Annotated in this window: 30 protein-coding genes and 1 tRNA gene; 10 read left to right on the top strand and 21 right to left on the bottom strand. The window is 45.2% G+C overall.

The annotated features are described in order from the left end of the window. Window positions 1–239: 239 nt before the first annotated feature. The 3 genes from ACLSU7_RS01855 to ACLSU7_RS01845 are packed head-to-tail and all read right to left on the bottom strand — an operon-like array spanning window position 240 to window position 2,264. Window positions 240–872, bottom strand: coding sequence for a hypothetical protein (locus tag ACLSU7_RS01855; protein WP_413293818.1), 633 nt, complete (start codon window positions 870–872; stop codon window positions 240–242). Further along, entirely contained in the window at window positions 847–1,515 is a 669-nt protein-coding gene (locus tag ACLSU7_RS01850) for a hypothetical protein (RefSeq protein WP_413293817.1), read from the bottom strand. Before ACLSU7_RS01850 ends, ACLSU7_RS01855 begins: the two co-directional genes overlap by 26 nt. Then, window positions 1,515–2,264, bottom strand: coding sequence for a TIGR02147 family protein (locus tag ACLSU7_RS01845; RefSeq protein ID WP_413293816.1), 750 nt, complete (start codon window positions 2,262–2,264; stop codon window positions 1,515–1,517). Before ACLSU7_RS01845 ends, ACLSU7_RS01850 begins: the two co-directional genes overlap by 1 nt. Before the next feature lie 202 nt (window positions 2,265–2,466). Here ACLSU7_RS01845 and ACLSU7_RS01840 point away from each other — a divergent pair, with 202 nt between their 5' ends. After that, window positions 2,467–3,117, top strand: a complete 651-nt coding sequence (locus tag ACLSU7_RS01840; protein WP_413293815.1) for a hypothetical protein — start codon at window positions 2,467–2,469, stop codon at window positions 3,115–3,117. A 2-nt stretch (window positions 3,118–3,119) separates the two neighbouring features. On the opposite strand, the gene ACLSU7_RS01835 is transcribed toward ACLSU7_RS01840, so the two are convergent. The 3 genes from ACLSU7_RS01835 to ACLSU7_RS01825 form a co-directional block, all read right to left on the bottom strand. Continuing rightward, window positions 3,120–3,749, bottom strand: a complete 630-nt coding sequence (locus ACLSU7_RS01835; RefSeq protein ID WP_413293814.1) for an iron-containing redox enzyme family protein — start codon at window positions 3,747–3,749, stop codon at window positions 3,120–3,122. Next, on the bottom strand, window positions 3,733–4,407 hold the full coding sequence (locus ACLSU7_RS01830; protein ID WP_413293813.1) for a hypothetical protein: 675 nt from the start codon (window positions 4,405–4,407) through the stop codon (window positions 3,733–3,735). The genes ACLSU7_RS01835 and ACLSU7_RS01830 overlap by 17 nt, the downstream gene beginning before the upstream one ends. 150 nt (window positions 4,408–4,557) lie before the next feature. Beyond that, window positions 4,558–4,956, bottom strand: coding sequence for an STAS/SEC14 domain-containing protein (locus ACLSU7_RS01825; RefSeq protein ID WP_413293812.1), 399 nt, complete (start codon window positions 4,954–4,956; stop codon window positions 4,558–4,560). A 125-nt stretch (window positions 4,957–5,081) separates the two neighbouring features. Between ACLSU7_RS01825 and ACLSU7_RS01820 the strand changes: the two genes are divergently transcribed. After that, window positions 5,082–5,228 carry a hypothetical protein gene (locus ACLSU7_RS01820; RefSeq protein ID WP_413293811.1) on the top strand — a complete coding sequence of 49 codons (147 nt, stop codon included), beginning with the start codon at window positions 5,082–5,084 and terminating at the stop codon, window positions 5,226–5,228. Window positions 5,229–5,232: 4 nt separating this feature from the next. Here ACLSU7_RS01820 and ACLSU7_RS01815 read toward each other — a convergent pair whose 3' ends face one another. The 7 genes from ACLSU7_RS01815 to ACLSU7_RS01785 form a co-directional block, all read right to left on the bottom strand. Continuing rightward, entirely contained in the window at window positions 5,233–5,568 is a 336-nt protein-coding gene (locus tag ACLSU7_RS01815) for a hypothetical protein (protein WP_413293810.1), read from the bottom strand. 219 nt (window positions 5,569–5,787) lie between these two features. After that, the gene (locus ACLSU7_RS01810) at window positions 5,788–6,198 is read right to left on the bottom strand and encodes a hypothetical protein (RefSeq protein ID WP_413293809.1); all 411 of its coding nucleotides are present in this window, start codon (window positions 6,196–6,198) and stop codon (window positions 5,788–5,790) included. Between the two features lie 261 nt (window positions 6,199–6,459). Then, window positions 6,460–6,535, bottom strand: a tRNA-Gly gene (locus ACLSU7_RS01805). 202 nt (window positions 6,536–6,737) lie between these two features. Then, window positions 6,738–7,055 carry a hypothetical protein gene (locus tag ACLSU7_RS01800; RefSeq protein WP_413293808.1) on the bottom strand — a complete coding sequence of 106 codons (318 nt, stop codon included), beginning with the start codon at window positions 7,053–7,055 and terminating at the stop codon, window positions 6,738–6,740. 64 nt (window positions 7,056–7,119) lie between these two features. Beyond that, window positions 7,120–7,473 (bottom strand): hypothetical protein, encoded by a 354-nt coding sequence (locus ACLSU7_RS01795; protein ID WP_413293807.1) that lies wholly within the window; start codon window positions 7,471–7,473, stop codon window positions 7,120–7,122. 174 nt (window positions 7,474–7,647) lie between these two features. Then, complete coding sequence (locus ACLSU7_RS01790; RefSeq protein WP_413293806.1) at window positions 7,648–8,478, bottom strand: DUF6279 family lipoprotein; 831 nt, start codon at window positions 8,476–8,478, stop codon at window positions 7,648–7,650. Between the two features lie 112 nt (window positions 8,479–8,590). Then, window positions 8,591–8,959, bottom strand: a complete 369-nt coding sequence (locus ACLSU7_RS01785; RefSeq protein ID WP_413293805.1) for a putative quinol monooxygenase — start codon at window positions 8,957–8,959, stop codon at window positions 8,591–8,593. A 172-nt stretch (window positions 8,960–9,131) separates the two neighbouring features. Here ACLSU7_RS01785 and ACLSU7_RS01780 point away from each other — a divergent pair, with 172 nt between their 5' ends. The 5 genes from ACLSU7_RS01780 (at window position 9,132) to ACLSU7_RS01760 (ending at window position 12,940) form a co-directional block, all read left to right on the top strand. Beyond that, a complete protein-coding gene (locus ACLSU7_RS01780; protein WP_413293804.1) occupies window positions 9,132–9,320 on the top strand; it encodes a hypothetical protein in 189 nt (62 codons plus the stop codon). A gap of 182 nt (window positions 9,321–9,502) precedes the next feature. After that, window positions 9,503–10,525 carry a gamma-glutamyl-gamma-aminobutyrate hydrolase family protein gene (locus ACLSU7_RS01775; protein WP_413293803.1) on the top strand — a complete coding sequence of 341 codons (1,023 nt, stop codon included), beginning with the start codon at window positions 9,503–9,505 and terminating at the stop codon, window positions 10,523–10,525. An 84-nt stretch (window positions 10,526–10,609) separates the two neighbouring features. Beyond that, complete coding sequence (locus tag ACLSU7_RS01770) at window positions 10,610–11,806, top strand: hypothetical protein (RefSeq protein ID WP_413293802.1); 1,197 nt, start codon at window positions 10,610–10,612, stop codon at window positions 11,804–11,806. 124 nt (window positions 11,807–11,930) lie between these two features. Further along, entirely contained in the window at window positions 11,931–12,476 is a 546-nt protein-coding gene (locus tag ACLSU7_RS01765) for an SCO family protein (RefSeq protein ID WP_413293801.1), read from the top strand. Then, the gene (locus tag ACLSU7_RS01760) at window positions 12,473–12,940 is read left to right on the top strand and encodes a copper chaperone PCu(A)C (RefSeq protein WP_413293800.1); all 468 of its coding nucleotides are present in this window, start codon (window positions 12,473–12,475) and stop codon (window positions 12,938–12,940) included. The genes ACLSU7_RS01765 and ACLSU7_RS01760 overlap by 4 nt, the downstream gene beginning before the upstream one ends. 94 nt (window positions 12,941–13,034) lie before the next feature. Here the strand turns inward: ACLSU7_RS01760 and ACLSU7_RS01755 are convergent, their stop codons facing one another. The 6 genes from ACLSU7_RS01755 to ACLSU7_RS01730 all read right to left on the bottom strand — a co-directional run bounded on the left by ACLSU7_RS01755 (window position 13,035) and on the right by ACLSU7_RS01730 (window position 18,416). After that, window positions 13,035–14,093: an ABC transporter permease gene (locus ACLSU7_RS01755; protein ID WP_413293799.1), complete on the bottom strand. Its 1,059-nt coding sequence runs from the start codon at window positions 14,091–14,093 to the stop codon at window positions 13,035–13,037. Between the two features lie 17 nt (window positions 14,094–14,110). After that, entirely contained in the window at window positions 14,111–15,220 is a 1,110-nt protein-coding gene (locus ACLSU7_RS01750; protein ID WP_413293798.1) for an ABC transporter permease, read from the bottom strand. Beyond that, the gene (locus ACLSU7_RS01745; protein ID WP_413293797.1) at window positions 15,220–15,963 is read right to left on the bottom strand and encodes an ABC transporter ATP-binding protein; all 744 of its coding nucleotides are present in this window, start codon (window positions 15,961–15,963) and stop codon (window positions 15,220–15,222) included. The genes ACLSU7_RS01750 and ACLSU7_RS01745 overlap by 1 nt, the downstream gene beginning before the upstream one ends. Next, window positions 15,960–16,670, bottom strand: coding sequence for an ABC transporter ATP-binding protein (locus ACLSU7_RS01740; protein WP_413293796.1), 711 nt, complete (start codon window positions 16,668–16,670; stop codon window positions 15,960–15,962). The genes ACLSU7_RS01745 and ACLSU7_RS01740 overlap by 4 nt, the downstream gene beginning before the upstream one ends. A gap of 23 nt (window positions 16,671–16,693) precedes the next feature. Further along, window positions 16,694–17,419 carry an efflux RND transporter periplasmic adaptor subunit gene (locus tag ACLSU7_RS01735; protein ID WP_413293795.1) on the bottom strand — a complete coding sequence of 242 codons (726 nt, stop codon included), beginning with the start codon at window positions 17,417–17,419 and terminating at the stop codon, window positions 16,694–16,696. 103 nt (window positions 17,420–17,522) lie between these two features. Then, a complete protein-coding gene (locus ACLSU7_RS01730; protein ID WP_413293794.1) occupies window positions 17,523–18,416 on the bottom strand; it encodes a hypothetical protein in 894 nt (297 codons plus the stop codon). A gap of 207 nt (window positions 18,417–18,623) precedes the next feature. Between ACLSU7_RS01730 and ACLSU7_RS01725 the strand changes: the two genes are divergently transcribed. The 3 genes from ACLSU7_RS01725 to ACLSU7_RS01715 are packed head-to-tail and all read left to right on the top strand — an operon-like array spanning window position 18,624 to window position 22,633. Continuing rightward, complete coding sequence (locus ACLSU7_RS01725) at window positions 18,624–20,291, top strand: methyl-accepting chemotaxis protein (RefSeq protein WP_413293793.1); 1,668 nt, start codon at window positions 18,624–18,626, stop codon at window positions 20,289–20,291. Window positions 20,292–20,333: 42 nt separating this feature from the next. After that, window positions 20,334–21,470 carry a dTDP-4-amino-4,6-dideoxygalactose transaminase gene (rffA, locus tag ACLSU7_RS01720; RefSeq protein WP_413293792.1) on the top strand — a complete coding sequence of 379 codons (1,137 nt, stop codon included), beginning with the start codon at window positions 20,334–20,336 and terminating at the stop codon, window positions 21,468–21,470. Window positions 21,471–21,481: 11 nt separating this feature from the next. Beyond that, entirely contained in the window at window positions 21,482–22,633 is a 1,152-nt protein-coding gene (locus tag ACLSU7_RS01715) for a glycosyltransferase family 4 protein (RefSeq protein ID WP_413293791.1), read from the top strand. On the opposite strand, the gene feoB is transcribed toward ACLSU7_RS01715, so the two are convergent. Then, the gene (gene feoB / locus ACLSU7_RS01710) at window positions 22,630–24,564 is read right to left on the bottom strand and encodes a ferrous iron transporter B (protein ID WP_413293790.1); all 1,935 of its coding nucleotides are present in this window, start codon (window positions 24,562–24,564) and stop codon (window positions 22,630–22,632) included. The genes ACLSU7_RS01715 and feoB overlap by 4 nt on opposite strands. Then, window positions 24,537–24,770, bottom strand: coding sequence for a FeoA family protein (locus ACLSU7_RS01705; RefSeq protein WP_142700413.1), 234 nt, complete (start codon window positions 24,768–24,770; stop codon window positions 24,537–24,539). Before ACLSU7_RS01705 ends, feoB begins: the two co-directional genes overlap by 28 nt. Between the last annotated feature and the right edge of the window lie 176 nt (window positions 24,771–24,946).

Here is a 24,946-nt window from a genome sequence, read left to right as displayed (position 1 = left end):
CCCCCGACCAATTGTTTGGACCGCAAACGTATCGGAGCAATCTTTTAAACTTAAAGTGAGAAACGGTATCTTTTTTGTAAGATTTCAAAACAATCAAAAGTGTATTGATTAAAAGGACTCCGTATCAACTCTCCACCGGGAGCCGAGTGGATTCACATTCCCACGCTATTTCAATTTTACGTGGATACTAAATTTTGTGTCTTTCAATTTAGGTTTAATATTTTCTGCAAAAACGGTTTTTATATTTCAGGATATATGGAGACTTCAAGTCGCTCGATAAATTTCCAAAAATAGCTCGCATCGTATTTTTCTGTGAAGATGAACCTGTTTAGTGCACGGGATTTGGTGGAATCTATGGCACCTAACTTCATCAAATGTTCATAAATAATTTCGTGGGAGATCATTCCCGCCTGCTCCACCGGAGGAAGTTTATCCCAGAGAGTTTTATCAACCAGAAAAGTTTTTTCTCCCGGCAATGTCGTTCGACGACGAATCACCACCTGAAGAACTTCACAACCTTTTTGCGCAGGTTTAAAAAGGTGATTGGAGTCTTTGATATTCTTAAGTGAAACATTCTCTTTCAATTCCAGCTGGGAACGGATCGATTTGAGTCGGTTTAAATACTGTTCCCCTAATTTTGGCGCTGCCAACTTAAGTTGAGAAAACTTTTTTTCAACAATCGCATAGGGATCTTTTTCGGTCGCTGTCGGCTTTAGATCTCCTTCATAGAAATCCAGGATTTGTGCAGACTGATTTACACCGCTACAAAAGACACCATCGCCACCGTTACCGACTTTGTTGCCTTCAGCGTGTACAAGACCTGTGGAAAGAATAATTAAAATCGAATTAGTGATTTGAAAGCGGAATTTCATACATGCCTCTTTTACCATCCACAGTCGTCACATCAATCACCAGAGTTGTTAACTCTGCATTGGGCGGTTTATTAAGTAAAAGCCAACGGCGCTGAAACATTTTTGCTGGGACCGCCACCGGCGCATAGAGATGAGTGCTCGGTACCTTCATCACTGCTTCTGCCAGGCGCTTGTCGCCACTGATTCCCGTAGCCGCAGCCCAACCCAGGCCACCCACAGTTGCCACTGTCCCTAAAGACGACAGCGCTGAATTCTTACTGGTGGAAGCCAACACACCGGCACCCACCAGCGATGCCTGAATAATGTCCTGATTCAATTTGTCGACTTTGGCTTGCGCCTGCTTTGCTTCAGCCCAGTCGACTAGATCTTGCCCCAAAACCGCACTTACCTTGCTTTCAGCGGGATCCGGCAAGCGTGGGCGAATTGACTCAATACGGATCCACTCCGTAGTGTTGTTTTCAATCGTCACCTCAATCAATTGAAAGCTGTCTCTTTTAGAATAATCCAGGTTTTCGGCGCTTACCGTGATATCGATAGGATTCCCAGGTTCAACAGAATGTCCCTTATAACCGGGATGTATGCTAGCGCAGGAAACTAATAAACTTGATGAGATGATTGCCAAGATGATGATTAGATTTTTCATTATTTCTCCAAAGGATTGGTAACAGGAACAAATTGAACATTTAAACTATAGACTTCAGTGCCGGCTGACTTATCTGACAGGTCAGAAGCATTTTCCAGGAAATCATCGATCAGCTTTTTAAAGGCCTCGATTTTTTTGGGGTTCACAGGAATCGACAAAGATTGAATTTGGCGCAAACTATTTTCGACCGTATCAATCTTTTCGATCGCAAGATCCAGATTCTGCTTGTGGTACTTTCTGATGGCTTCCGAAGGTATTTTAGAATCCACATCCAGCAGACTTCCCACTTGTTTGAATTTGGGCTTCGTCTGCAAAATTCCCATCCGCTCCATTCTTAAAACTGCCTGATGAGCCTCCTCGACACTAATCCCCAAGCGACGCGCAATCCAACGCGGATCCGGTTGAGAATCCTTGATCCGGGTCAGGCTTAGGATTGCAAAGTGATACCAGTCCGAAATCACCTGAAAGCGGTCTTGATCCAGCTTGATGCGATGAGTTTCCTCTGCCTGAGAAGAACCCTCTTTCAAAAGCGACTGGGCGATCTCGCTTTTTTCTGTAGGTGAAAGATCCAAACGCGAACCCATCTTTTTCATGGATTTAACCGTGATCGTTCTTTTTCCGGCCATCATTTGTGACAATTGTGCAGGGCTTACTTCCAAATATCTGGCAAATGCCCGAAGAGAAAAATTAGGATTTCTCTCCCGGCGCTTATCAAATTCCAGTTTTAAAAGTTCTTGTGCGGTTTGCATGAGGAAGTTGTATTAAGCGCTCTTTGCGGGGTCAATAGACTTTTTGAAACAGTGTTTCAAAAGCTGAAACACCGGGGGAACAAGAAAACTTTACGGAATTTAACGGACTCCAATTCTTCAACAAAGGGGTACTGTTTTCAACAAGCCCACATTTGTCTAATATCGATTTACAAACTCTGGATTTGGCGTTATCTCCACCCAAATGGAAAATGCTATAGAGTCCTTTAAAGCCAATGCCCTTAAGCTTTCTGAAGCGCTTAAGGAACGCGGTATTGATAAACCAGCGCTTTCCCCGTCCAGTCCTTTTCTTCGTGCCAGTCACGAAATCCAAACTAAAGCCATCGAACGCACTCAAAATCAGTTAAAACAGATGGAGATCGTTCCTGTACGCCTGGAAGAGTTTGAAAAACTTCGTATGATTTGCCGTTTCCATGGCGTGAAACCGGTAGCTCCTGAAGTCTATGAACGCTTAACGAACGATATGGCGTGGGAGATCTTGGATTTTGGTTTAAACCAGCTATATAGAAATGAAACGATCTTTAAGCTTGGGAATTACACTATCGAGGACTACGAGTCTTATACGCCCGCGGAACTCTTCAGCCGTCCGATGTCGGTCCTAAAGCCCTTGGTGGAAAAAACTTTGCAAGTTAAGGCGAGCACAAAGATCGTGGACCTAAGTGACATTCCACCCTATGTGATTGAAGAAACTCAAACTCGCTTGAAAGCACAATTTCGCATCCAGCATTCTTTCGCCTGCCCACTGAAGTCGATCTCGAGCAATGAAAACACGATGTTTGTGTTTGCATCGATTATCGAGCCCCTCGACCCCAGCCGCCGCGTTTCTATTATGTAGCCTTAAGCTGAAGCCACCAGCTTCTGATAACTACACTCGTTCACTGTGCGCAAAATATTGAAATACATTTCGCAGGCCTGATAGAAATTCTCTGTCGCCCCCGCTTCGTTTTCTGGAGGGAATGATTTGATGGTTTTAACGGCTTTTTCGACGTGGTCGACGTCTTCAAAGGCATGAATCTTTACAAAGAGCGCTGCTTTTTCGCCGTGAGCTTTTTTAACCGTCTCATACATTCTGGCGCCCACCTCGACTGAGAAAGCCTCAAGCATCAAGATTTGACCTAAAAGATGATACGGATGTTCAAACATGACTTTGAAATACTGAGATTGATAGAACGCACTTGTCACACCAAACGGAGGGTACTGCGTGATTTTCTTTCCTATGGCTTCCATGTCTTTCATGGCAACCGTGTGATGACCTTTTTCTTCGCCGATATGGGCGAGCATTCGACGGCCTACGGGATTATCAATAGGAAGTCTGCCTGCACTGAGGGACATCAGACGCACCGAATGAGAAACAAAGTGGTATGTTTGCGCTAGCCAATTCGCATACACTTCGGGATTCGAGAAATCCATGGTGTTGAAATATTCTACGACAGCTCTGAACTCTTTTGATTTATGCAACTCGTTCACGTCTTGCCTGACCTTTCTTAACTAGTTCGTTGGAATTAAATGTCTCTAAAACATAATTTGGGAATTTAAGACTTGTTTGGATGATCTTGTTCTTTTCAAATGTAAAAAGATCTGTGGGAACTCCGTTATGAGTGACCGTTTCCAGCGCATCCCCGCCCCACATTTTTCCTAAAGAGTTCATGGAGCGATTGTTTCTCATCATTCCAAGCATCAGATCAAAACCCAGATGAACTTGATACAGAACCGACAGGCAGCCTGTGAGAAATGCCGTATTGATGTTGCCGCCTTCGATTGTTCTGCGGTGGTCTTTATGAACGGTAAAATAAGAATTCACCAGAGCGTGATCATTTCCTTGAGCTACGAAATTTTGGAAGTGCTTTTGCTGCCAAGGCTGAAACCAGGAATCTTGGGTCTGAACATAGCTTTTCAGCGAAACCTCACGCATGCAATCGAGGGCTACGCAGGTGTCCTCTTTATAAAGCGCTACGATGTAATCCTGGCGGGTAAAATCGTTTGAGGGTACGACCATAGCTTGCCCTTTGATCGAGGAAAATTCCTCGCTCCAGGTGGTTTTAAAGGTCTCGTAGGCTTGCTCGTACTGATTTGTTAATTGAGCGTCGTTAAAACGTCCGTTTAAAACGTGAAATTCATACTGCACTAGGCGCTCTCCTGTTATGCGACAAGCACAGATTAGTTTAGTAGCGTCTTATTTGTTTATAGTAATGTTGTGTGCAGGCGGAAAACTATCCTTAGAGACTGAATTGTGGTCAGTGAAGACAAAAGGATCTAGGTCTGTATGGGCGGATGTTCACGAGGGATTAATCCAATTTTCATCTGTGAGTTCAGGCTCGGAGACCCACTGTTTCGCCGTTTCAAAATCTTCTAACTTAAAACCCACGACTTTACCCGGAACTAAGGGACTTAAGAGATCGTAAAACATTCTTACGATGGCTTGGTCAGAGACGATCGCCATGCGATTCCATTTACGTATGTGCTTGAAGCTGATCAATACATAGTCCACGAGTGCCGCTGCAGAATAGTTCTGCATTCCTGTTTCAAGCTTTACGATGAAATTGATGGCGTCGTATTTATTTGCGACTTCGTTCACCCTTCTGATTACGACATTTTCGTATTCGTCTTTATCGACTTTGCCACTCGCTCGGTACGCCACTACGTAAGGCGGAAAATCAGTTAGCAACTCAACCATAGACTGCCTCCTGATTTAGTTTTTATCTGGGCGAGCCCGTTGGGAATATGTCAGTTAAAAGACATTTGCGTTCTTTGAAATTTTTCATTTTTGGAAGTGATAAGGTGAAAGGGTCGGAGGAAGTTATGGACAACAAAAGCCAAGATTCACAACAGAAACAATCAGGAAAAACTCAAAGCGGAAAACCGGAACAAAAACAAAGTGAAAAATTGAATGGACAAAGAAATTCCGCGACGTCTTCGAATCGGGAAAGTGGACAGAAGTCGACATAGTCGATTAGATAAGAAGACTTAAAAGGATGATAAGTAAGACCTGAATCGCTGCATCCGCTAGGTATACTTTGGAAATAACACTCTTCAGTACGTATTTCACGTCGATAAAGACGTAGCTGACTGCGCTGGCAATTCCAATTAGCTTTGTCGTTAAATATTCTTGCTGAAGGAACGTATAGAGTAAAGCGGCACTGATGGAAACCGTTAGAACTCCTACCATCTCTACCAGCCACCAATCCGTCTTTCTACCCGTGACTGCTTCGAATGATCTGCGATGAAGGAGAGGCCAGATACCCGTGACCGCAAAATATATTGTTTGAAAATAGACGACATAATGCATCTGTTTATTTGATCTGATTGGAAGCTCGAGAGCAAAGACTAAATGACCTCATTCAGCACTTTGGATTTTACATTCGGCTGTCATCACGCAAAACATAGTTTTATTTATTTAATATTGAACAGAAGTAATTTAAATCAACCTAACTCCATTTGTTCCCCCAGGGAAAAGTTCCGCCGAACTTTCCCTGGGGCTCTCAAAAGCTAGGTATTTAATCGCACTCTACTTACTATCCAACCAAGTTGAGTCATTGCCATGGATACTCTCCCAGTGCTTTAGAAACTCTCTGCTCTTAGGCCCCAACAGGCAGGCCAAGAATTTTGGATCATATCCATCACCATAATTAAATACACTTTCCATAAAGCCCATAAGAGCCGCTGCAGTGATCAACTCATCGCCAGAGCCGGCAAAGTCTTCCATCAAATCAAACACTGATTCGAATCCATCAGGCTCACTTACAAGAGTCTTTTCACGAATGACTTGGCCCAGGTTCCCAAAAAGAACGATCAAAAGAATTTGACCATCATTCGATATCCACTCTTCAGCTTCTTTGGCGATGGGACGATAGAAATCTGGGTAGGCTTTCAGGAGTCTCTGAATTACGTTCTCAAGGCTATATTCTTCGGTCTTCATATTCTCAAAACCTCCGTTGGTATTTCAGTAGGTTCGGAGCAATCGACATGCCACGCCCTTCGGCCTCAGATACAGTACAAACGCTTTGTGCAATGTGATCGGTACTTTCTGAGAACGCACTTTTCCGCTTTCTAAGATTTTAGAGCCTGCATTGGAGGTCTGTATGTACCGGTGAAATTTTTCGATTGTGAACGTAGAGGGCGAAAAAAGAAAAACCCCGATATTGCTATCGGGGTTTTAAAAATTTATCCAAAAATAAATTGGAGCGGGAGACGGGGCTCAAACCCGCGACCTATGCCTTGGCAAGGCATCGCTCTATCAACTGAGCTACTCCCGCGCTCAAAGAGAAACCAAAATTACAGTTGCCACTGTTGGTTGTCAACGGCTAAAACTAAAAAAATGAAAGCAATTTTGATGAGCCGCGCGAAAAAATGGATGATTTTAGCCCTTATAGGCTGTTCTGCTTATTTTGTGGGCTACATTTGGGGGAAGGGAGTGCAAAAGGCCCCCGTCTCCCCGCCAGAAATTCGAGAAATTCGCTAATATCCTTGAGGCTGCTTAGCTTCGGCCTTCGTTTTTTGGTCTTCTTTTATTTTTTGATTCACGTCTTCGCGGTTTTCTTTCACGCGATTTCTTTGCAGCATCGTTTTTTTGCCGTGTATTTCAGCCGTAGGCGCGCCTTCCTTCATCTTTTGGTTGAGGTCGGCCTTATCCTTTTCGACCATCTCACGGGCTTCCGTGCGCTCTTGGGATTCGTTCGCGCGTGGCGGAGGGGTGTCTTTTTGTGAATCGAGTTTTGCCTGAGCAATTGCCAGACTTGAAAATAGGCTCAGTGCGATGATGGCGTGATAGTTCATAAATCCTCCGTGTCACTAGATCTAAAAAAAATCATAGCGACAGCGAAGGACTTAGGCAGTTTGTTTATTTACAAGCGATCTCTTTGCTTTCCAAAGCACCGGAGATGTCATTGATGTTCACCGTAATTTTGCAAGCACGGAACATCTCAACACGGTCGACAACCACTTGATATTTACCAGAAGCATCGCCGTCGTATTTCATGTGAGAGACATAAGACACGTTGTACTTAGGAAGATAGTTCATGCGCGTAGAAACTTGGATATCAGCTTCCGCTCCAATCACGCGGGCGTGAACGATGGCTACGTTTTTAGCCTGCTCTTTAGACATTGCTTGTGTTTGGGTCAGCATACCGGCTTGGGAAACAGACACTGTCAAAGGAATTGCCAGCATACTCAAAGTCGTCATCATTTTTTTCATAGAAACTCCCTTATTCCGATTTAAACATTTGTAAATCTATACAAGGGAGATATTGCAAATCGAGTGCTTAGCTTCTTGGCGAAATTAGAAACTAAAGAAACACTAAGATACCGAGACCAAAAACTAAAACGGCTGCTAATTGGATCCAAGTATGCTTACTAAAATTCATTCAGATTATAGCGCGGATATCGACCGCAACTGCTCGGCTTTTTCGTTAATATTGCTCTTCAAAGCCATCTTCTGCCTATCCGTCAGATTTGTCATCACCTGCGTGATCAGCTTTTGCAGATTTTCCTGATACGCTTGGTTCGCCGTGCGAAATTCAGGCATATCGAACTTATCAGCGGAAGTCGTGTAATCACGAACGAACTTTTTCATCTCGTCCATCGAATTTTGGTGAGTCACGAACTCTGCAAAAATATAAGCCTTGTTTCTCGCTTTAAGCTCTGCGGGATAAGGCGAAGCTTTCACGCTCTCCTCGATCATTTGTTTTTGTTCTTTCGTTAAAGAACCCAGGAACATCTCGAAGATATCTTCATACTTATTGCAATAGTCTTTTTGCAGTTTCCCCACATTGCGGGCTTTCTCAATGTCTTCCTGATTCTTTTTAGCGAAAGATTTTTTAAAGTACTCAATTTGCTTAGGCTGAGTTGTGGCGATAAAATCAACGGCTGTCGTTGCAAAATGGGCATTGATCTGCTCGATGTCTTTAAAGAAGGAACCGAAATAGCCAGCTACTTTGGCATCGTTTAAAGTCCCTTGATCGATGTCGTTCTGAATTTTTTCAATACGCTCCATCCACTGCGGAAGCAGGGTGGTTTTCATAACACCCAGGTCTTTTTTGATATCCTTTTTTAGAGCTTTGCTTTGTTCGGAAGAGATATCGAAGTAGTCATCCACTTTAGAAGCAATATAGGTATCGGCCCAGCGATATGCGATATCCAAACGACTACAACCAGATAAAAGCATCACACCGAGCGACAAAAATAATAATGTATTCTTCATGCAACCTCTTCCAACAAGGCTATCAAACCCTTGCTGGCAGAGGTTAACAGAGTGCTTGCTCCCGACTTTCGCTCTAGGCAAAGTGTCGGTTTTTCATATTTAGGGCCGGACTTTAGAGATGACTGCGGTAATCAGCATCGGGTCTTTGCATCTCTTCTTCCTCTTCCTTGGCAGAGAAAGAACCCGGTAACTTGTCTGCCAAAACATCAAAGCGCTCCACAATTGGTGGGCGAGCTAACAGATCTGATGCTCTGGAAATCAGGTTGGACGCGACTTTACCTTCCAGGTGCGCACGACGACCATACTCGTCAGGGAACGCATCAAAGATGGCAAATGTCGAGGGACCGATACGGCACGCAAACCACGCCGTCGTCTGCACTTCATCTTTCACCAAGGGAAGAGCGTCTCTAAGAAAGTTTTCTAGTTCAAATTCACGTCCCGGTTTAGCTTCCAGGTGAATGTACAGACCCAATGTTGTCATAGGGACCTCCGATAAATTCACGATACTTATTCTGGGAAGTGTCTCCAACTGAAACGATTATGTTTCTAATCAGAAAAATATCGACTTTCTTAAAGTTCTCCCTTCTTAAGTCCAGAAAAACTCCGATAGGTAGACCATCGTTCCTTAAAAGGAACTCACCAAGGAGAGCAGAATGTTAAAGTTCACAGCAAAGATGACACTGGTAGTAGCAATGTTAGGGATGGGCGCTTGCGCTTACTCTCCGGTAAATGAAGAACCTCGCTCTCCGTCGAGCTATACGGAAGAAAAAACAGAAGCTCCCCGTCCGTGGCATTTTCCTTACATCCAAAGAGGAACTTCCCGCGCAGCAGCTTACTACTAATTTGAAATTAAAATTTTAGTTTGTGCATAGACCGGTTCTTCGAAAGAAGCCGGTCTTTTTATTTACAGCCATCGACAAAACTCCGCCCTGTCTCATCTTGAGACATTCCTGGAATCCCCGGCTCCGGTTAAATTTGATTTAAAATGTTGTGAGCTGGTATCAATTTTGAACTTATAGTGACCATGGGAATTTTGCGTTTATTATTTTCAGCTCTTCTGTGCACCGTTATTTATACATCAACTGCTTATGCGGGTGGCGAAGTCACACTTTATCAGTGGCTACCGACGGGTCACTTTGCAGCTCCCTTTATTCTTCCGGTCAAAGCCGGTGAAACTCCGGAGGCTGCGGCAGAGCGCTATCTTTCTAATTTAGAAAAACACCCTGATTTGATGGAACTGTTCCAAGGTCAGCGTCCGCAAATGGCGGCGCGAAATTTCACTCGCTTGGATAACGAACGCGAAAAGCGTGCGCTTTTAATTGCAAACTTGCCAAAAGATTACGGAATGAATTCCCAACGTGTGAACAGTTTTAAACGCATTTTTAAAGAAGGTGGCCATATCAGCTATATTCTTCCCATCAATGCGAACCTGGGACTGACGCTGGATGAAACTCGCAGTCTGTTCACGAAAATTTCTGAAAGCTTTCCGATGATGGTGGCTATGGGTGGCGACGACGTCGATCCCGCTCAATATAAAAAAGAAAACCTGCACGCGCGAAACCTTATTCCGACGCGCGATCAGTTCGAGGTCTCACTGATCAAGAATTATGTTGCAAGCGAAAAAGGCTTTTTCATGGGAGTCTGCCGTGGCTCACAGATCGCTTCTGTGGCCTTGGGTTATAAACTTGTGCAGGATGTCCCTGTTCAAGTCGGACCAGAACTTCCTCATGGCAATGACTGGCATGACATTGAACTTAAAAAAACCACCCATGGAATTCTTTCCGCACTTTTACCTGAAGGATCAAATAAATTAACGGTCAATTCCCTGCACCATCAAGCCGTGCAGTTTAAACCTGGCGGTCCCTTGGAACTCGCAGCCACGGCGGCAGACGGAGTCACGGAAGCTACAGAATTTAAGAATGGTCGGGGTATTTTACTGCAATTCCATCCGGAACTTATGGATAACGAATTAGGCAGTAAGATCCTGTGGAGAATTCTCCAACAAAAGTCGAAAGTCATGCCCGCGAGCTGTTCGAAGGTCTTTTAGCTTAAGGTCCAAATTTCCGCTTAAAATTTGAACAGCGTCTCAAATATGCCGATCTCCTACGTAATCTTCAAAAGGTAGGACGTTATGAATATCGGCTTTTGGATGACAGCGATTGTATTTACATCCTCCGTGGCAACTTCGGCTGCCCACGCACAAACAGTTGAAATCAAATGGGCTGGCAGCGAACATCTTTCTCTGGGAGAAAGCGGTGCCTTTGCAGCCTGCCGTCAATTGGGAATCGGTAAAACAGATTGTCCCGTTACAGACCTTCCCCGTGGGGATAAAAAAATATCTTTCCGTTACGGCGAAATTTTAATGTCGGCAGACTTTTATAATAGTCCCGATGAATTCTATTCCGATCGTCGTAAAGGCATCAAGCACGTGATCAAGTGCACCCATGACGAAATTCATGGCGAAAAACCTAAAACTTGCAACAGTGTCGCAACACTTTTCTCCATGCCAAAATATCTGGGCGTAGTTACTAAAAACTACAATCACTTCGGTTGGTACAATATGAAAGATTACGTAAAGTATCACCAGCAAGCGATTGATAAGGCACTCAAGTCTTACGCTTTGAAAGATTCAGATCCTGAAAAAAGCCTGTTGCTCTACCAACAAGCGATGATCGCAAATGCTTATGCGGATCATTATCTGACAGATGCCTTTGCTTCGGGTCACGTTCGTGTTCCTCGCGTGCAAGTTGTGGAATGGGCTAAAGCAAACCTTGAAGGATTCTTAAAAAAGAATCGCGGTGATTTGATCACAATGCTTTTGCACGACAATGAAAGCAAAAACTTGAAAACCGGTGTCGAAGAAGCCTTCCCTGTTGCCAATGCTTACGGTGATGAGTGGGAAACTCGTGGTGACGGTCATTTACAGATTGATGAAAATCCTCTGGATCCAGTTCGACTGCATCCTGAACACGCCGTTCGCGAATCGGTAAAAGAGGTTTTGGTAGCAGCTCTTTATGGCGTTGAACCTAAGGGAATTTTCTCGGCAACTTGGATGGTCCCATTCAGCCAAGATATTCCTTTCTATCAAAAGTTCTCGGCCTCTCATCAACAAATGAGTGAGATGGATTTCGTGAATTCATTCTTTAGAAAACAACCCCTCATCAAAGCGACCCATGTGGCCCGCTATGACCTAGGACGCTGTTTAAAAGCGATGCCTGATATTTTCGCAGAATTCCGTAAAGCCGTTCGTAAAGATATCCAGTCCACTCCGGAGCTTTCTCGCCGTCTGCCGGCGCGCTATTTGGAAGCTTTCAGTAACGTCAACTAACACCCCAGCAGCACTTTGTTGCGTTGGCTCGTGACTCTCTAGATGCTATGGGTTAAAGCTCAAGCATCTTTGAGAGTCTGCCATCCGTGGGGGAATTATTAAAAAGCATATCGTCATTGCATCGTTGGTTTCGGCAGTCTTGGCCTTGGCATTGGTCTTTGGCCTAAACTGGTACCAAAACCGCCAGCCCGAATTGGGCGGAGACTTTCAAGCCAACTATAACGGCTCTTCCTGGAAATTTTCAGACGATCCTAAAAAATTAAACCTTTTATATTTCGGTTACGCGAAATGCCCTGACGTCTGCCCGATGGCTTTGTCCTACACCAGCCAAGCCATTAAGTCTTTAAGCGACGATCAAAAAAAGAATATTCGCATGATCTTTGTCAGCGTGGATGTGGAACATGATACGCCGGCGAATGTGGCAGTCTATGCCCAGAATTTTGATCCGAGCTTTATCGGCCTTAGCGGCACGAAACAAAATATCGACGCTGCGGTCAAAACATTCGCTGCAAGTTATATTGAGGAAAAAGATGCCAAGTCTTACCTTGGATATTCCATCTCGCACACGGATCGCATTTATTTTCTGAACAAGAATGGTATTGTGCTTGATACATTACCAAATCCGCGTTCAGCTGATTCTATTGTACAAAAAATTAAGGAGAACCTATGAAGTCTATGATTCTTTCTGCAGTAATGATTTTAGTTTCTTCTGCGGCACTAGCAGCAGATATCGAATTTTCTAATCCCCACGTTTATGTTCCACTAAAAGGCACCAACACGACAGCAGGTTTTGGCACTATCAAAAACACGACAAAATCTGAAGTGACGGTCAAAGTAGTTTCAGCAACACCGTTTAAAGCTGTTGAGCTTCATGAGTCTTCTGAGAAGAACGGCCGTATGACGATGTCTAAAATGGAAACTATCAAAGTTGCAGCGGGCCAAACTTTCGAACTAAAACCAGGCGGCAACCACATCATGCTTTTCGATGCAACGAAACCCGTTGAAGAAAAACAAACTGTAGCCATCAAATTGCTTGTGAACGACAAAGAGCAAACCGTGAACTTCCCGGTAGTCACTCGCCTGTCAAAAGAAACAAAAACTGAAGACAAAAAAGAAGAACATCACCATCACTAAGAGTGAGCTTGTTCATAGCAAACCAAGAGAAGGCAGACCTAAAAGGTACGGCCTTACTTTCTCCAGGGTACTGAAGAAAGTAAGGCCGTACCTTTTAGAGGGTGGTTTTGAAGCGTTGCCAGCTGAAGCCTATGGCGGCGACGGCCATGGCTGCGAGGATTGAGACGTCAAAGAGGATGAGATTGGCGTCCCCGCCTTTTAGCATGATGTTTCTTAAGAGATCGATGTAATAGGTGATGGGATTGATGTAAGAGAACATGCGCATCGCCCAGGGCATGTTTTCGATGGGGAATGCAAGACCCGACAAAAGCATCGCGGGCAACAGGAATAGAAATCCTCCCATCATGGATTGCTGCTGGTTTTTAGCGAGAGTAGAAATCATCAAACCGATCCCCACTGTGCAGCAGACAAACATGAACGAGGCAAACATCAGAACTAACAGACTTCCGCGCATGGGAAGGCCAAAGACAAAAACTGCAACCGCGAGAATCAAAGGAATGTTGCTCATTCCTAAAATCACATAGGGCACAGTTTTACCCATAATTACTTCTTCAGGTTTTACGGGGGCCGCAATCAGCGTTTCAAAAGTTCCTAATTCCTTTTCCTTGGTGATGGACATACTGGTTAAAAGAATCGTGATCAAACATACAAGCATACTCATCACGCCCGGAACCAAGAATAAAGCTGTGCGCATCGCCGGGTTGTAAAGAACCCTGACATCAAACTCTAAAGGGACTTTTAAGCGATCCGTCTGCTTCATTTGCATAACTGCATTCACGTAGCGCTCAATACTTTGACCACGAGTGACGTTGGTGGCGTTAATTAAAAGCTGAACCTTACCCTCACCTCTTCCGATGCTGCGATCTAAACCGCCTGGCGGCGCCACCAAGACCGCATCTGCCTCACCCCCTTGCACTTGAGTGTAGGGATCTGACGAATTCACCTTAGCCGGAATAAACCATCCTGAAGCGATGCAGTCCCGATACAGGTTCATCAAGGAAGAATCCGAAGGAGCACCAAACACACTAAGTCTTATGTTACGTGCCTCAGTCGATAGCGCCGTGGCGAAGATGGTGAGCTGTACACAAGGAGCGACAAAAAGCAAAATGCGCATGCGCGGATCACGCAGTGTTTGCAGCATTTCTTTTTTCATAAAACCCAACAAAGTTTTCACGGCTCGACGTCCTTTTTAAATTTCCGCGTGGCAAGCGTCAGCATCACGATTAAAAGCAGGCACAACATTCCAAAAGACGGAAGAATTTGCATAAAGCCTGCCCCTTGCAAAAATAATTCGCGACTGATTTTGATGAACCAACGCGCGGGCAAGATCATTGTGAAGTAATAAAAAAACGGCGGCATGTGTTCTGCCGGAAAAATAAATCCCGATAAAAGCATCGAGGGCAAAAGCCCCGATAGCATCGCAAACTGCATGCTGAGTTGTTGGCTTCGAGTAAGAACCGAGATCAACAGGCCTTGCGCAAGATAAGTACAAAGAAAAACCAAGGCGGATAGCATGTACAAAATAAAACTGCCGCGAAAGGGAACTTGAAACACCACTTTCGACATCATAAATACAAATAAGATGGAGCCAATCCCCATCACCGCATAGGGAAGAAGTTTTCCAATGATAATCTCTAAAGGCCTGACCGGAGTTCCTAGCAACAGTTCCATCGAGCCATTTTCCCATTCCCGCGCGACGGTTAAAGCCGTCAGTAAAATCGATAGGATCGCAATAATCACCGCCGCCAATCCTGGAACCACAAACCATTGACTGTTCAGTTCAGGGTTAAAAAGAAATCTGGATTGAATATCCACTTTCGGACGAAGTTCCACCCCAGGAAACTCGCGAGTCAGAGCAAGCTTTTGAACGCCTCCCAAATACCCGATAACAGAGGCCGCGGAAGAATTATCAGCGCCATCAATTAAAATCTGCACCGATGAATGTCTTGTTGGTGTGAGGTCCCTGGCAAATTCCGGTTTGATAATTAAAGCGGTTTTCGCGCGTCCCCCATCCAAGGCTTCAATGGCATGGGCCGGACTAAAAACATAGCGAGGAACAAAATATTTAGAGCTGACAAAGGAATCGATCAAGACCCGGGACTCCACGGTTTTGCTGCCATCAAAAATCGCCAACGGAATTTTATCCATATTAAACTCAATGGCGAAGCCAAAGAAGAGGACCATCACAATCGGCATAAAGATGGCAACGGCCAACGTAAAGGGGTCGCGCACAATCTGAAATATTTCTTTTCTGGTGACGGCCCAAATGGATCCCTGCATCAGCTGATCCCTTCAACTTGGGCGATAAACACTTCTTCCAATGTGACATGTTTAGGATTTTTATGGGGAAAGGAATGCTTTTTTAAATTCACCGGGGAATCCAACGCAATCAACTCCCCATCTTTCATTAACGCGATCCGACCACACTGTTCGGCTTCGTCCATGTAATGAGTTGTCACAAAGACGGTTTTACCGCTGGACGCCAAATCCCCGATCAATCCCCAGAAACGTTGTCGAAATGCGGGGCTGACCCCTGCAGTAGGTTCATCTAAGAAAACAACCTGAGGGTCATGTAAGACGGAGGCAATTAAACTCACCTGCTGTTTAATGCCGCCAGGTAGATCACGAACCATCGTCTTTTCACTGCGCTGAAATTTAATGAATTCTAACAGCTTTTGTTTTTGTTCTTTAAATTTCACATCGTCGATTTTTCTTAACGACGCTGTGAATGCCAAATTTTCTGCAACGGTCATATCATCATACAGGGTGAATTTCTGAGACATGTACCCGACTTGTTTTTTCACGGCGATCGAATCCGTGCGCACATCGATTTCACAGACATGGGCATCACCTTCGGAAGGAATCAACAAACCACATAAAACCCGAATGGTCGTGGTCTTCCCTGCGCCGTTCGCTCCTAAGAATCCAAAGATCTCTCCAGCCTCCACCGAAAAAGAGACATTCTTTACCGCATAAAAATCGCCAAATTTAACCGACAAATTATTTACTTCAACTGACTTCATGTTGAAGCCTCGAACGCTTCCAGCGAGGAATCATAACGCAGAAAAACCTCATCAAAGGTGTGACATTTTTCTTTCTTAAGAATTTCCTCTGGTGCGCCTTCAAGCAATGTCTTTCCATCAAACAAGAGATGGACGTCTTCACATTTAAGGGCTTCGTCCATATACGATGTCGTTACCAGAATCGTGATTTTTTCCTGTTCGCGAAATTCGTACAAAAGCTTCCAGAAATCACGACGACTGAGTGGATCCACACCGTTGGTCGGCTCATCCAGGAATAAAACTTCAGGGGAAGCTAACAGAGCACAAATCAGGCCCAGCTTTTTATACATCCCTCCTGACAACTGCGACGCCAGCCTTTCCTGAAATCGATCCAGGCGAGTCATTTCTAAAAGTTTCCGACTGCGTTCCTGAAAAACTTGCTCGTCCAAACCATAAAGAGTTTTAAAAAATTGCAGATGCTCGTGAATGCTGAGCTCACCATAAAGGCTTTGCGTTTGCGGCATGTACGCAAGTCTGCGACGAACACTTTCAAAAGAAAGAATTTGCCCGTCTTGCACGTAATCAATCTGCCCCTGATCCGCCCTTAACAGTCCCATCAAGTGACGCATCAATGTTGTTTTACCTGCACCCTCGGGACCGATGATTCCATGAACGAGGCCGTCCCCGAACTCCATACTGAGTCCTTTGAGGGCTGCGACCTTTTTCATTTTCTTATGGAGGTCGCAAACTTTTATTTCCATTCCAAAGTCATTCCGGGTTTCAGAATCCCCTCTTTATTGGCAAACCGAATTTTCACCCCAAACACCAAACGCGTGCGTTCATCACGAGTCTGCACATTCTTAGGTGTGAATTCCGCATCGGGATTTATGAATTCAATAACGCCGGGAAACTTTTTATCGTCCATCTCGGGCAATGTTGCTTCGACTTGTTGATTGATTTTTAAATTCGCAATTTCATCATGGGGCAAATAAAAGTAGGCATAAACTTCCTCCAGGTTTCCGATGGTCACAAGTTTAGCCCCGGGATTGACCATCTCCCCTTCTTCAAAATACTTGGTAAGAACGGTGCCTTTAAGGGGTGACAGGACTTCACACCAACCCAGGCGAGTTTCTAAGTCGTCTTTTTTGCTGCGAACCTGATCGTAGGCTTCCGCCGAAATATTTCCACTGCGATACAGTGTTGCGCTTCGGCGATAGGTGGATTTCGCAAGCTCGTAACTGATTTTGATATCTTCACAGGATAGCGAGACGAGTTTTTGCCCTTTTTCAACGATCATGCCCTCTTTAACCGGCAATTGATTGATGACGGCTTGAACTCGCAAGGGCACGTCCACTTTTGTGACTTCAATGGTGCCGGCATAGCGAAAGGCTGTACGAAAAAGGTATTGGCGAATGAGAAAAGCGACCAGAATCAGAACGACAATGATAACAACGGGAACGATCTTCTTTTTATTCATGCCTAAAAGGCTAGCACCAAACCAGGTAAACTCAATCGTGAAAATAAAAAAAGCCGATGTTACAAACATCGGCTTCTTTATTCTAATTCACTCTAAGAGCTAATTAGTTGTTGCCTGGAAAGAACCAGCAAAGAGGTCTTGTACCTACAGTCTCACGAGGAGCGTAGCAAGAACCTTGTTTGTAGTCTGTGTCGCTTAGGCGATCAGAAACTGCAACCGGGCACAATGCACCTTGGAAGTATGTATCCAAACGGCATTGAGTTTTAGGGTGAGAGTCGTCAGTGCGACGAACAACAGTTTTATCTGGAGTGTCGAACTTAGGAGCTACTTTATCTTTAGAAAGATCCATGAATAGGTTAGCTACTTGCTGACCAGCTTCAGAGATTCTTTGGCAGATAAGTTGGTCTGCTGTGTTGTGGTATTGAGTTTCGCAAGCTGCTTTAGCAACTGGATCGATAGTCAAACCAGCTACGATAGCTGCGTTGTCGTCTTCAGCGAAGAACAAACGAAGACATTTCAAAGATGCGAAATAGTCGGAAGCACCTTCGTTAGATGCCCAAGCACCACCGTACCAAGAATCGATTTTAGGTGCGCCAGCATTGTGGTGACCCATTTCGTGGCAGGCAACCAAAGCCATACCTTCTACACCGATAGTTTTATGACGAGCCAAACCACCGTACATGTTCAAGATACGAGTGTTGCCTTGGCGTTGAGCTGAAGCATTCACAGTACCATCTGTCCATAGACGATTGATTTTCAATTTATCACCAGCAGCAGTGATTTCTGGTGTATAGATTTTCTCCATACGATCCATAACCATCATGAACTGCTCTTGAGTGATACCGCCAGTTTGGTACAAACCAACTGGAATATACATAGAGTTCTCTGGTACGAACCCGTGGCAACCTTCTTCTGTGCGTTCTGTGTTGAATGTGAAACCTACAGTTGCGATCAATGCAACTACGGCCAATCCACGACGTAGCGTTGTGTTTGTCATGACTACTTCCCCTCCTTGAGTCTAGACGTTGGAAAAATGCTACCCTTAAGTCGCGGACAATTACAAATATAAAACTTTAGTCCTGTCGCATAGCAGTAAAAAATATCACAGAAGTTTTAAAATTTCGGTCCGGTTGACCTCACTTAAACGCGAGTAAAGAAAATCGGAAATTACTTCGATAAAGAAACCAACAAGGGAGTCTTGTTTATGAACGGTTTGAAATCTTGGTTTCGTGGCATTCGTGGAAAATTGTTGTTCTCTGCCTGCTTGCCAGTTGTTGCATTCACGATGATCACATTCATTGCTTTGCGCAGTACTAATAAATTAGGCGACATGCTGAATACAGCATACACAGATATCGTTCCTAATATGGATGCCCTGGGGCAATTAGCGATGCAACGTGCGCGCGTGGGTTACTTCTTTTGGGCGGCAGTTGGTTTGCACGGCGAATCTCGCACTAAATTCATTAAAAAGACTGAGGATGCTTGGCAAGATTTCAAAGAGGCCCAAGCCTATTACGAGAAGACTCCGTTCACGGAAATCGAATCTAAAAACTATCAAACTGTAAAAGACAATAAGGCAAATTTCTATAAAGTGACGGAAGCTCTGACCGAAGCGCTTCGTAAAGACACACCAGAAGTGGATGAGAAAGTTCGCGCGTCATTAAATGGTGGCGAATGGCATCTTTTGGCTCTGCAGGTTCAAAAAATGTCAGAACAGAACTTTAAATATTACCAAGACACTGCAACAGAACAAAATGCCCAGCAAGTTAAAGATCGCAAAGCCCTGACTGAAATGTTGGTGTTGATCGCTGCGATGAGTGTTTTTGCTTTGTTCGGTATCCTGATGTGGATAGCCTACAAGGTCTCTAACACCGTTAGTAGCATTTCTAATAAACTCACAGACTCCGGAAACCAAGTTTCAACAGCGATCACTCAACTGTCTGTGGCTGGCCAAACTCTTTCAACGGCATCCACTGAATCCGCTGCATCCCTAGAAGAAACGGTGGCCTCATTAGAAGAGATGTCTTCGATGGTTAAGATGAATTCGGACAATGCGAAGCAAGCGGCAACCCTTTCTCAATCTTCAAAAGATTCTGCAGAAGAAGGCCAGCGCGAAATGGCTGCATTGATTCAATCCATGCAGGGTATCTCTCAATCTTCCAAGAAAATCGAAGAGATCATTAATGTGATCGATGATATCGCCTTCCAAACCAATCTGTTAGCCCTCAATGCTGCGGTTGAAGCCGCACGTGCCGGCGAGCAAGGTAAAGGCTTTGCCGTGGTTGCTGAGGCCGTGCGCACTTTGGCGCAACGTTCCGCAGTTGCTGCTAAAGACATCTCGACACTTATTAAAGACAGCGTTGAACAAGTGGAAACAGGCGCCAAGGTCGCCGACCGTTCTGCTGAAGTTTTAAACACAATTGTGATGTCAGTTAAAAAAGTCTCTGACCTTAATAATGAAATCTCGGCAGCAAGTACGGAACAAACGACGGGTATCTCTCAGATTTCTCAGGCTATGAATCAATTGGATGCAGGTGTTCAAGGGAATGCGGCTTCCTCTGAAGAAATCGCAGCATCCTCTGAAGAGATTTCCGCACAAGCAGATCTTATGAGCCGCTTGGTTGCGGACCTAAACCGCGTCGTCACTGGGGACAGCAAAGTCAGAGAGGAGCGCTCGACCGAAGGTGTGTCGGCGCCAAAACGTGTTTCCGGCGCCAACGTTGTGCAATTGAAAACAAAGACAGCGCCCGCAATTAAACCCGCAAAAGCTTCTGTTCCAAAAAAGGCACAAAGCGGCGGTGCAGCAGCAGATGTGATCCCTTTTGACGACGATGGCCCTCGTGGCAAAGTCGGCACAACGGATGGCTTTTAATCCGTTGCAGTATTTCTAGATTTCGGGCTATCTTTACGGGGCATGAAAATTCCATTTAATCTGCCCCCGCATACTCACAATGAAGAGAAGTATATTTCTCAAGCCATCGCCAATCGTAAATTATCTGGCGAAGGTGCTTTCAACAAAAAAGTCGTCGAGTGGTTTAAAAATCATCTGAAATGTGAAATGGCCGTGATCACTCCAAGCTGCACATCTGCTTTGGAAATGGCGATGGTTCTTGCCAATATCGGCCCGGGCGACGAAGTTATTCTGCCTTCCTTTACATTTACTTCTACGGCCAACGTGATCGCACTTTATGGTGCTATCCCCGTCTTTATCGATATTGATCCTAAAACGATGAATATGGATGTGGATGCGATGGAAAAAGCCCTTACTCCTAAAACGAAAGTCGTTATGCCGGTTCACTATGCCGGTGTTGCCTGCGAAATGGATCGTATTATGGCCTTGTCTGAAAAGCGTGGCTTTATTGTGGTGGCGGATGCGGCTCAAGCGATCTTTTCTTCGTATAAAGGCAAACCAACAGGTGCTTGGGGTCATATGGCTGCTTACAGCTTTCACGAAACGAAAAACATCGTTTGCGGCGAAGGTGGAGCTTTGGTTATCAACGACAAACGCTTTGTTGAGCGCGCTGAAATCGTTCGCGACAAAGGAACGAATCGTCAGCAGTTCTTAAACGGCCAGGTGGATAAATACACTTGGCAAGACAAGGGTTCTTCATACCTGCAATCTGAATTGGCTGTCGCGTTCCTGTATGCGCAACTGGAAGAGGGCGAGAAAATCACGGCGCACCGTTTAGCCCACTGGAATCAATATCATCAGGGTTTTGCGGATCTTGAAAAACAAGGTCATTTAACTCGCATGCAAGTTCCTGGTGATTGCCAAACGAACGCGCACATCTATTATTTCTTATGTAAAAGCGCTGAAGAACGCGCAAAGCTTTGGGCTTATTTAAAAGAGAGCGACATTCAATCAACGACTCACTACGTGCCACTGCATTCCGCTCCAGCGGGATTGAAATTTGGCAGAGTCGCGGGCTCGATGGCGGTCACGGATGATTTGGCCAACCGTATGTTGCGCATGCCAATGTTTGAAGATCTTAAAAAAGAAGAAGTTGCGTTTGTAATTAACAAAGTTCACGACTTCTATAATAACAAATAGGATCTTCTGCGATGAAACCAGTTCGACTTCTACATGTGATACATTCTTATTCATGGGGCGGACTGGAGCTTTATTCGACCGAGCTTATTATCAAGCTTCAGGCAACTCACGTTGATCAGTGGGTCATATGTTTTGCAGACTCCCGCATCGCTAAAGAACTAAAGGCTGCTGGCGTTCGCACCATTGAAACTACCGGAAAAAAGATCTCCAAGTTAAACGAGGCGGGATTAATCCGCGGAGCGATTCGCAAACACGCCATCACTCACCTGCACTCTCACACTCGTAAAGATATGTGGGCCACCTGCCTGGCTCGTTGGTTTAATAAAGATCTGAAACACGTTTACAATCTGTATATGAATGCCCTGCCTAAGCAGGACTTTGTTCATCGCGCGCTTTTTAGACGTGTCGATGCCTTGTGCAGTTCTTCTGAAGACATTTTGAAGGATGTTAAAAAGAACTTCCCGATTGATTCATCGAAATTGAAGCTGATTCGTTATGGTCGCGAGACTGATAAGTTTGTCGCCACACCTGATTTACGTCAGCAGATTCGCGATAAATACTCCGTGCAAAAAGATCAGATGGTGATCGGAACATTGTGCCGTATTGATGCGGGGAAAGGTGTTCGCGAGTTGGTGGAGTCTTTGGATTACCTACCCGACGAAGACCTGAAAAAGGTGCAAATCTGGGTGATTGGCGATCGTACGATCGTGGGTCACAATGATCAGGGCGAGACAACATACGAGCCAGAATCCCAGGCATTGTATGACTGGATGCTGGCGCGAGCGCAATCGGATCGATTGAAGGGTCACTTGCATCATATTTCTTTTCAACGTGAATACATTCCGTACATTGACGCTTTGGATGTGTTCACTTTGGCCTCCTATAACGAAACTTATTCCTTAAGTGTGATTGATGCGATGATGATGGGTAAAGCTGTTATCGGCACCAATGCAGGCGGAACTCCTGAACAAGTTGGTGGCACTGAACGCGGAATCCTGGCCGAGCCTCGCTCGGGCCAATCCCTTGCTGACTGTATTCGCTATTACCTTATGCATCCGGATAAAGCACAAAAGCACGGCGAAAAAGGCCGTGAGTGGGCACTTCACAATCACAACTGGCCGAATACTTTGAAGCACTTCACTGAGCTTTATCAGAAGCTCTAGGAGACACCTAGAGCTCTAAGTCCTTGTACGACAATGACAACCAAGACATAGGCTACGACGTTGAACGCCACCAACTGACCGACAGCCATTTTGATAGAGCCGCTTTCGCGGGCTTGAATCGCGACCGTGGTCATGCACTGAAGGGCGATCATAAAGAATATCATAAGCCCAATCACACTGCTGATCGTAAAGACTTTTTGACCATCTTTGTTCACGGCCTCGCTCATTTGCGTGAGGAGTGATTGCTGTTGCGTATCTTCGTTGTCGTCAGCGACATTGAATGTGACGGCAAGTGAGGAAACGAACACTTCACGAGCAGCGAAGGCTGAAATCAACCCCACACCCACGCGCCAATCGACACCCATCGGAGCCACTACAGGCTCGATCACTTTACCCAATTGACCAGCGTAAGATTGTTCAAGTTTGTCATGGGCATTTTCGTTATTGTAGTTCGGGAAGTTTGTGCCCACCCAAATGATCACTGCGAAAACGAAGATCATGGGACCTGCGCGTTTTACGTAGTTCATCGTCCGAGTCAAAGACTGGCGAAGCAGAACGCGGAACTTAGGACGACGATAAATCGGAAGCTCCATCATAAAGAACGAGTTGTCGTTATGCGGAAGGAACTTATTGACGATCCCGGCTGCCAATCCGCCCACGAACAAGGAACCAAGATACAAGGAGGCGAACACCATTCCCGCCATCAATGCGGATTCACCGTGGAATAAGAACGCGATCAACAACGCGTAAACCGGCAAACGAGCCGAACACTGCATAAGCGGAATTACGAATGATGTGATCCAACGGTCGCGCGCTGAAGAAATATTACGAGTGGCGATGATGGCTGGAACTGCACACGCAAAACCAGACAAGATCGGAACGAAAGAACGACCGCTCATACCCAGTGCGGAGAACGGACGATCGATCAACGTCGCCGCACGCGCCAAGTAACCAGAGCTTTCAAGCAAACCAATACCAAAGAACAAAATGAAAATCTGCGGAACGAAAACCAGGACGGCTCCAAAACTTGAAACCACACCGTTCGCCAGGAAGTCTGCCCACAAGGTGCCAGGTCCTAAATCGTTCACGACTTTATTTAGGAAACTAAAACCTTGATCCACATAATCCATGAAGGGAGCCGCCAACCAGAAAATGGAAGAGAACAGCGCACTCATGATCACTAAGAACATGATCAAACCAAATGTCGGGTGCAACAAAAGACGATCGATTTTTTCAGTTTTTTCGACAATCTTTTTAAGGCGGACTTCAGGATGATCCGTTTTATGAGAAAGAGCTTCCTTCGCAATGCGATCGCACTCTTTCATTTTCAAATCTAACTCATTAAAATCCCAAACGCGTGGACGTTTCGGGAAGGAATCCAGAGAAATATTTTTTGCTGCCGCTACGATTTCAAGCAAACCACCCGCCAGCAATCCATCGAATGGGATCACGGGGCAGTCTAACTCTTTTCGCAAGTAATCCATATCGATCTCGATGCCTTCTTTACGTAAAAGATCGGCCATCGTGATCACCACGATCATCGGGAACCCTGTTTCCTTAACCTGCAGGGCTAATTGCAAGTGACGAGAAAGCTGCGTACCATCCAGAACTACAACAATGCCAGTCGCTTCGCCGAATTCAGGATTTTCATAGATAGATTTAATTGTGACAACCTCGTCGGCACTCTTGGGGTGAAGGCTGTAGGTTCCCGGTGTATCCATCGCAAGGATGCCTTGACCCAAGTGAGGAGCGAGTTTTCCCAAAGAGTATTCAACTGTGGCACCCGGATAGTTCACCGTTTTAAAACGCGAACCCGTAAGCCAGTTATAGAGAGTTGTTTTTCCAGAGTTCGGCGCACCGACCAGAGCGATCACACGTTGTTCACTGCCTGCGGCAGCAACGTTTACGCTTTCAACGTCACTTGGGCACATGCGGCCTCCTCATTACGTAAAGCCAAAAAGCTGGTTTTGAAACGAACCAACAAGGGACCACCGAAGGGTGCTCTGCCTAAAATAGTTAATTCCATACCCGAACGCAGTCCCATTTCATGAAGACGTTCACGCAAGAGGTGCTCCCCGTCTATCTTAAGGATTTCAACGGTCTGACCCGGTTTTAATTTGGCGTCTAACAAAGTCATTTTTCCCTCGGAGAATGCGCGAATTACTAGTTAAAGTTATAGCCCCGCAAATGGTAGTTCTTTACCCCCAGGTCCAGGCATTGAAAACCAGTTGATAATGGCTTTCATTCCAGCCGCGGTGGAGGCCGCTTAAAAGTGAGGCCCTATCGAAGACAATGGTCGTGATTTTGAGGCCT

The sequence above is a fragment of the Bdellovibrio sp. HCB185ZH genome (genome assembly GCF_047302455.1).
Lineage (GTDB): Bacteria > Bdellovibrionota > Bdellovibrionia > Bdellovibrionales > Bdellovibrionaceae > Bdellovibrio.
Note: the sequence above shows the minus strand (reverse complement) of the source record. Positions and strands in the feature narration are given on the sequence as shown.

Bases quoted from the DNA above. Each gene is read 5' to 3' on its own strand.
- ACLSU7_RS01855 (WP_413293818.1), bottom strand. From the start codon at position 872: ATGAAATTCCGCTTTCAAATCACTAATTCGATTTTAATTATTCTTTCC.
- ACLSU7_RS01850 (WP_413293817.1), bottom strand. From the start codon at position 1,515: ATGAAAAATCTAATCATCATCTTGGCAATCATCTCATCAAGTTTATTA.
- ACLSU7_RS01845 (WP_413293816.1), bottom strand. From the start codon at position 2,264: ATGCAAACCGCACAAGAACTTTTAAAACTGGAATTTGATAAGCGCCGG.
- ACLSU7_RS01840 (WP_413293815.1), top strand. From the start codon at position 2,467: ATGGAAAATGCTATAGAGTCCTTTAAAGCCAATGCCCTTAAGCTTTCT.
- ACLSU7_RS01825 (WP_413293812.1), bottom strand. From the start codon at position 4,956: ATGGTTGAGTTGCTAACTGATTTTCCGCCTTACGTAGTGGCGTACCGA.
- ACLSU7_RS01820 (WP_413293811.1), top strand. From the start codon at position 5,082: ATGGACAACAAAAGCCAAGATTCACAACAGAAACAATCAGGAAAAACT.
- ACLSU7_RS01815 (WP_413293810.1), bottom strand. From the start codon at position 5,568: ATGCATTATGTCGTCTATTTTCAAACAATATATTTTGCGGTCACGGGT.
- ACLSU7_RS01810 (WP_413293809.1), bottom strand. From the start codon at position 6,198: ATGAAGACCGAAGAATATAGCCTTGAGAACGTAATTCAGAGACTCCTG.
- ACLSU7_RS01800 (WP_413293808.1), bottom strand. From the start codon at position 7,055: ATGAACTATCACGCCATCATCGCACTGAGCCTATTTTCAAGTCTGGCA.
- ACLSU7_RS01795 (WP_413293807.1), bottom strand. From the start codon at position 7,473: ATGAAAAAAATGATGACGACTTTGAGTATGCTGGCAATTCCTTTGACA.
- ACLSU7_RS01790 (WP_413293806.1), bottom strand. From the start codon at position 8,478: ATGAAGAATACATTATTATTTTTGTCGCTCGGTGTGATGCTTTTATCT.
- ACLSU7_RS01785 (WP_413293805.1), bottom strand. From the start codon at position 8,959: ATGACAACATTGGGTCTGTACATTCACCTGGAAGCTAAACCGGGACGT.
- ACLSU7_RS01780 (WP_413293804.1), top strand. From the start codon at position 9,132: ATGTTAAAGTTCACAGCAAAGATGACACTGGTAGTAGCAATGTTAGGG.
- ACLSU7_RS01775 (WP_413293803.1), top strand. From the start codon at position 9,503: ATGGGAATTTTGCGTTTATTATTTTCAGCTCTTCTGTGCACCGTTATT.
- ACLSU7_RS01770 (WP_413293802.1), top strand. From the start codon at position 10,610: ATGAATATCGGCTTTTGGATGACAGCGATTGTATTTACATCCTCCGTG.
- ACLSU7_RS01760 (WP_413293800.1), top strand. From the start codon at position 12,473: ATGAAGTCTATGATTCTTTCTGCAGTAATGATTTTAGTTTCTTCTGCG.
- ACLSU7_RS01755 (WP_413293799.1), bottom strand. From the start codon at position 14,093: ATGAAAAAAGAAATGCTGCAAACACTGCGTGATCCGCGCATGCGCATT.
- ACLSU7_RS01750 (WP_413293798.1), bottom strand. From the start codon at position 15,220: ATGCAGGGATCCATTTGGGCCGTCACCAGAAAAGAAATATTTCAGATT.
- ACLSU7_RS01745 (WP_413293797.1), bottom strand. From the start codon at position 15,963: ATGAAGTCAGTTGAAGTAAATAATTTGTCGGTTAAATTTGGCGATTTT.
- ACLSU7_RS01740 (WP_413293796.1), bottom strand. From the start codon at position 16,670: ATGAAAAAGGTCGCAGCCCTCAAAGGACTCAGTATGGAGTTCGGGGAC.
- ACLSU7_RS01735 (WP_413293795.1), bottom strand. From the start codon at position 17,419: ATGAATAAAAAGAAGATCGTTCCCGTTGTTATCATTGTCGTTCTGATT.
- ACLSU7_RS01730 (WP_413293794.1), bottom strand. From the start codon at position 18,416: ATGACAAACACAACGCTACGTCGTGGATTGGCCGTAGTTGCATTGATC.
- ACLSU7_RS01725 (WP_413293793.1), top strand. From the start codon at position 18,624: ATGAACGGTTTGAAATCTTGGTTTCGTGGCATTCGTGGAAAATTGTTG.
- rffA (WP_413293792.1), top strand. From the start codon at position 20,334: ATGAAAATTCCATTTAATCTGCCCCCGCATACTCACAATGAAGAGAAG.
- ACLSU7_RS01715 (WP_413293791.1), top strand. From the start codon at position 21,482: ATGAAACCAGTTCGACTTCTACATGTGATACATTCTTATTCATGGGGC.
- feoB (WP_413293790.1), bottom strand. From the start codon at position 24,564: ATGTGCCCAAGTGACGTTGAAAGCGTAAACGTTGCTGCCGCAGGCAGT.
- ACLSU7_RS01705 (WP_142700413.1), bottom strand. From the start codon at position 24,770: ATGACTTTGTTAGACGCCAAATTAAAACCGGGTCAGACCGTTGAAATC.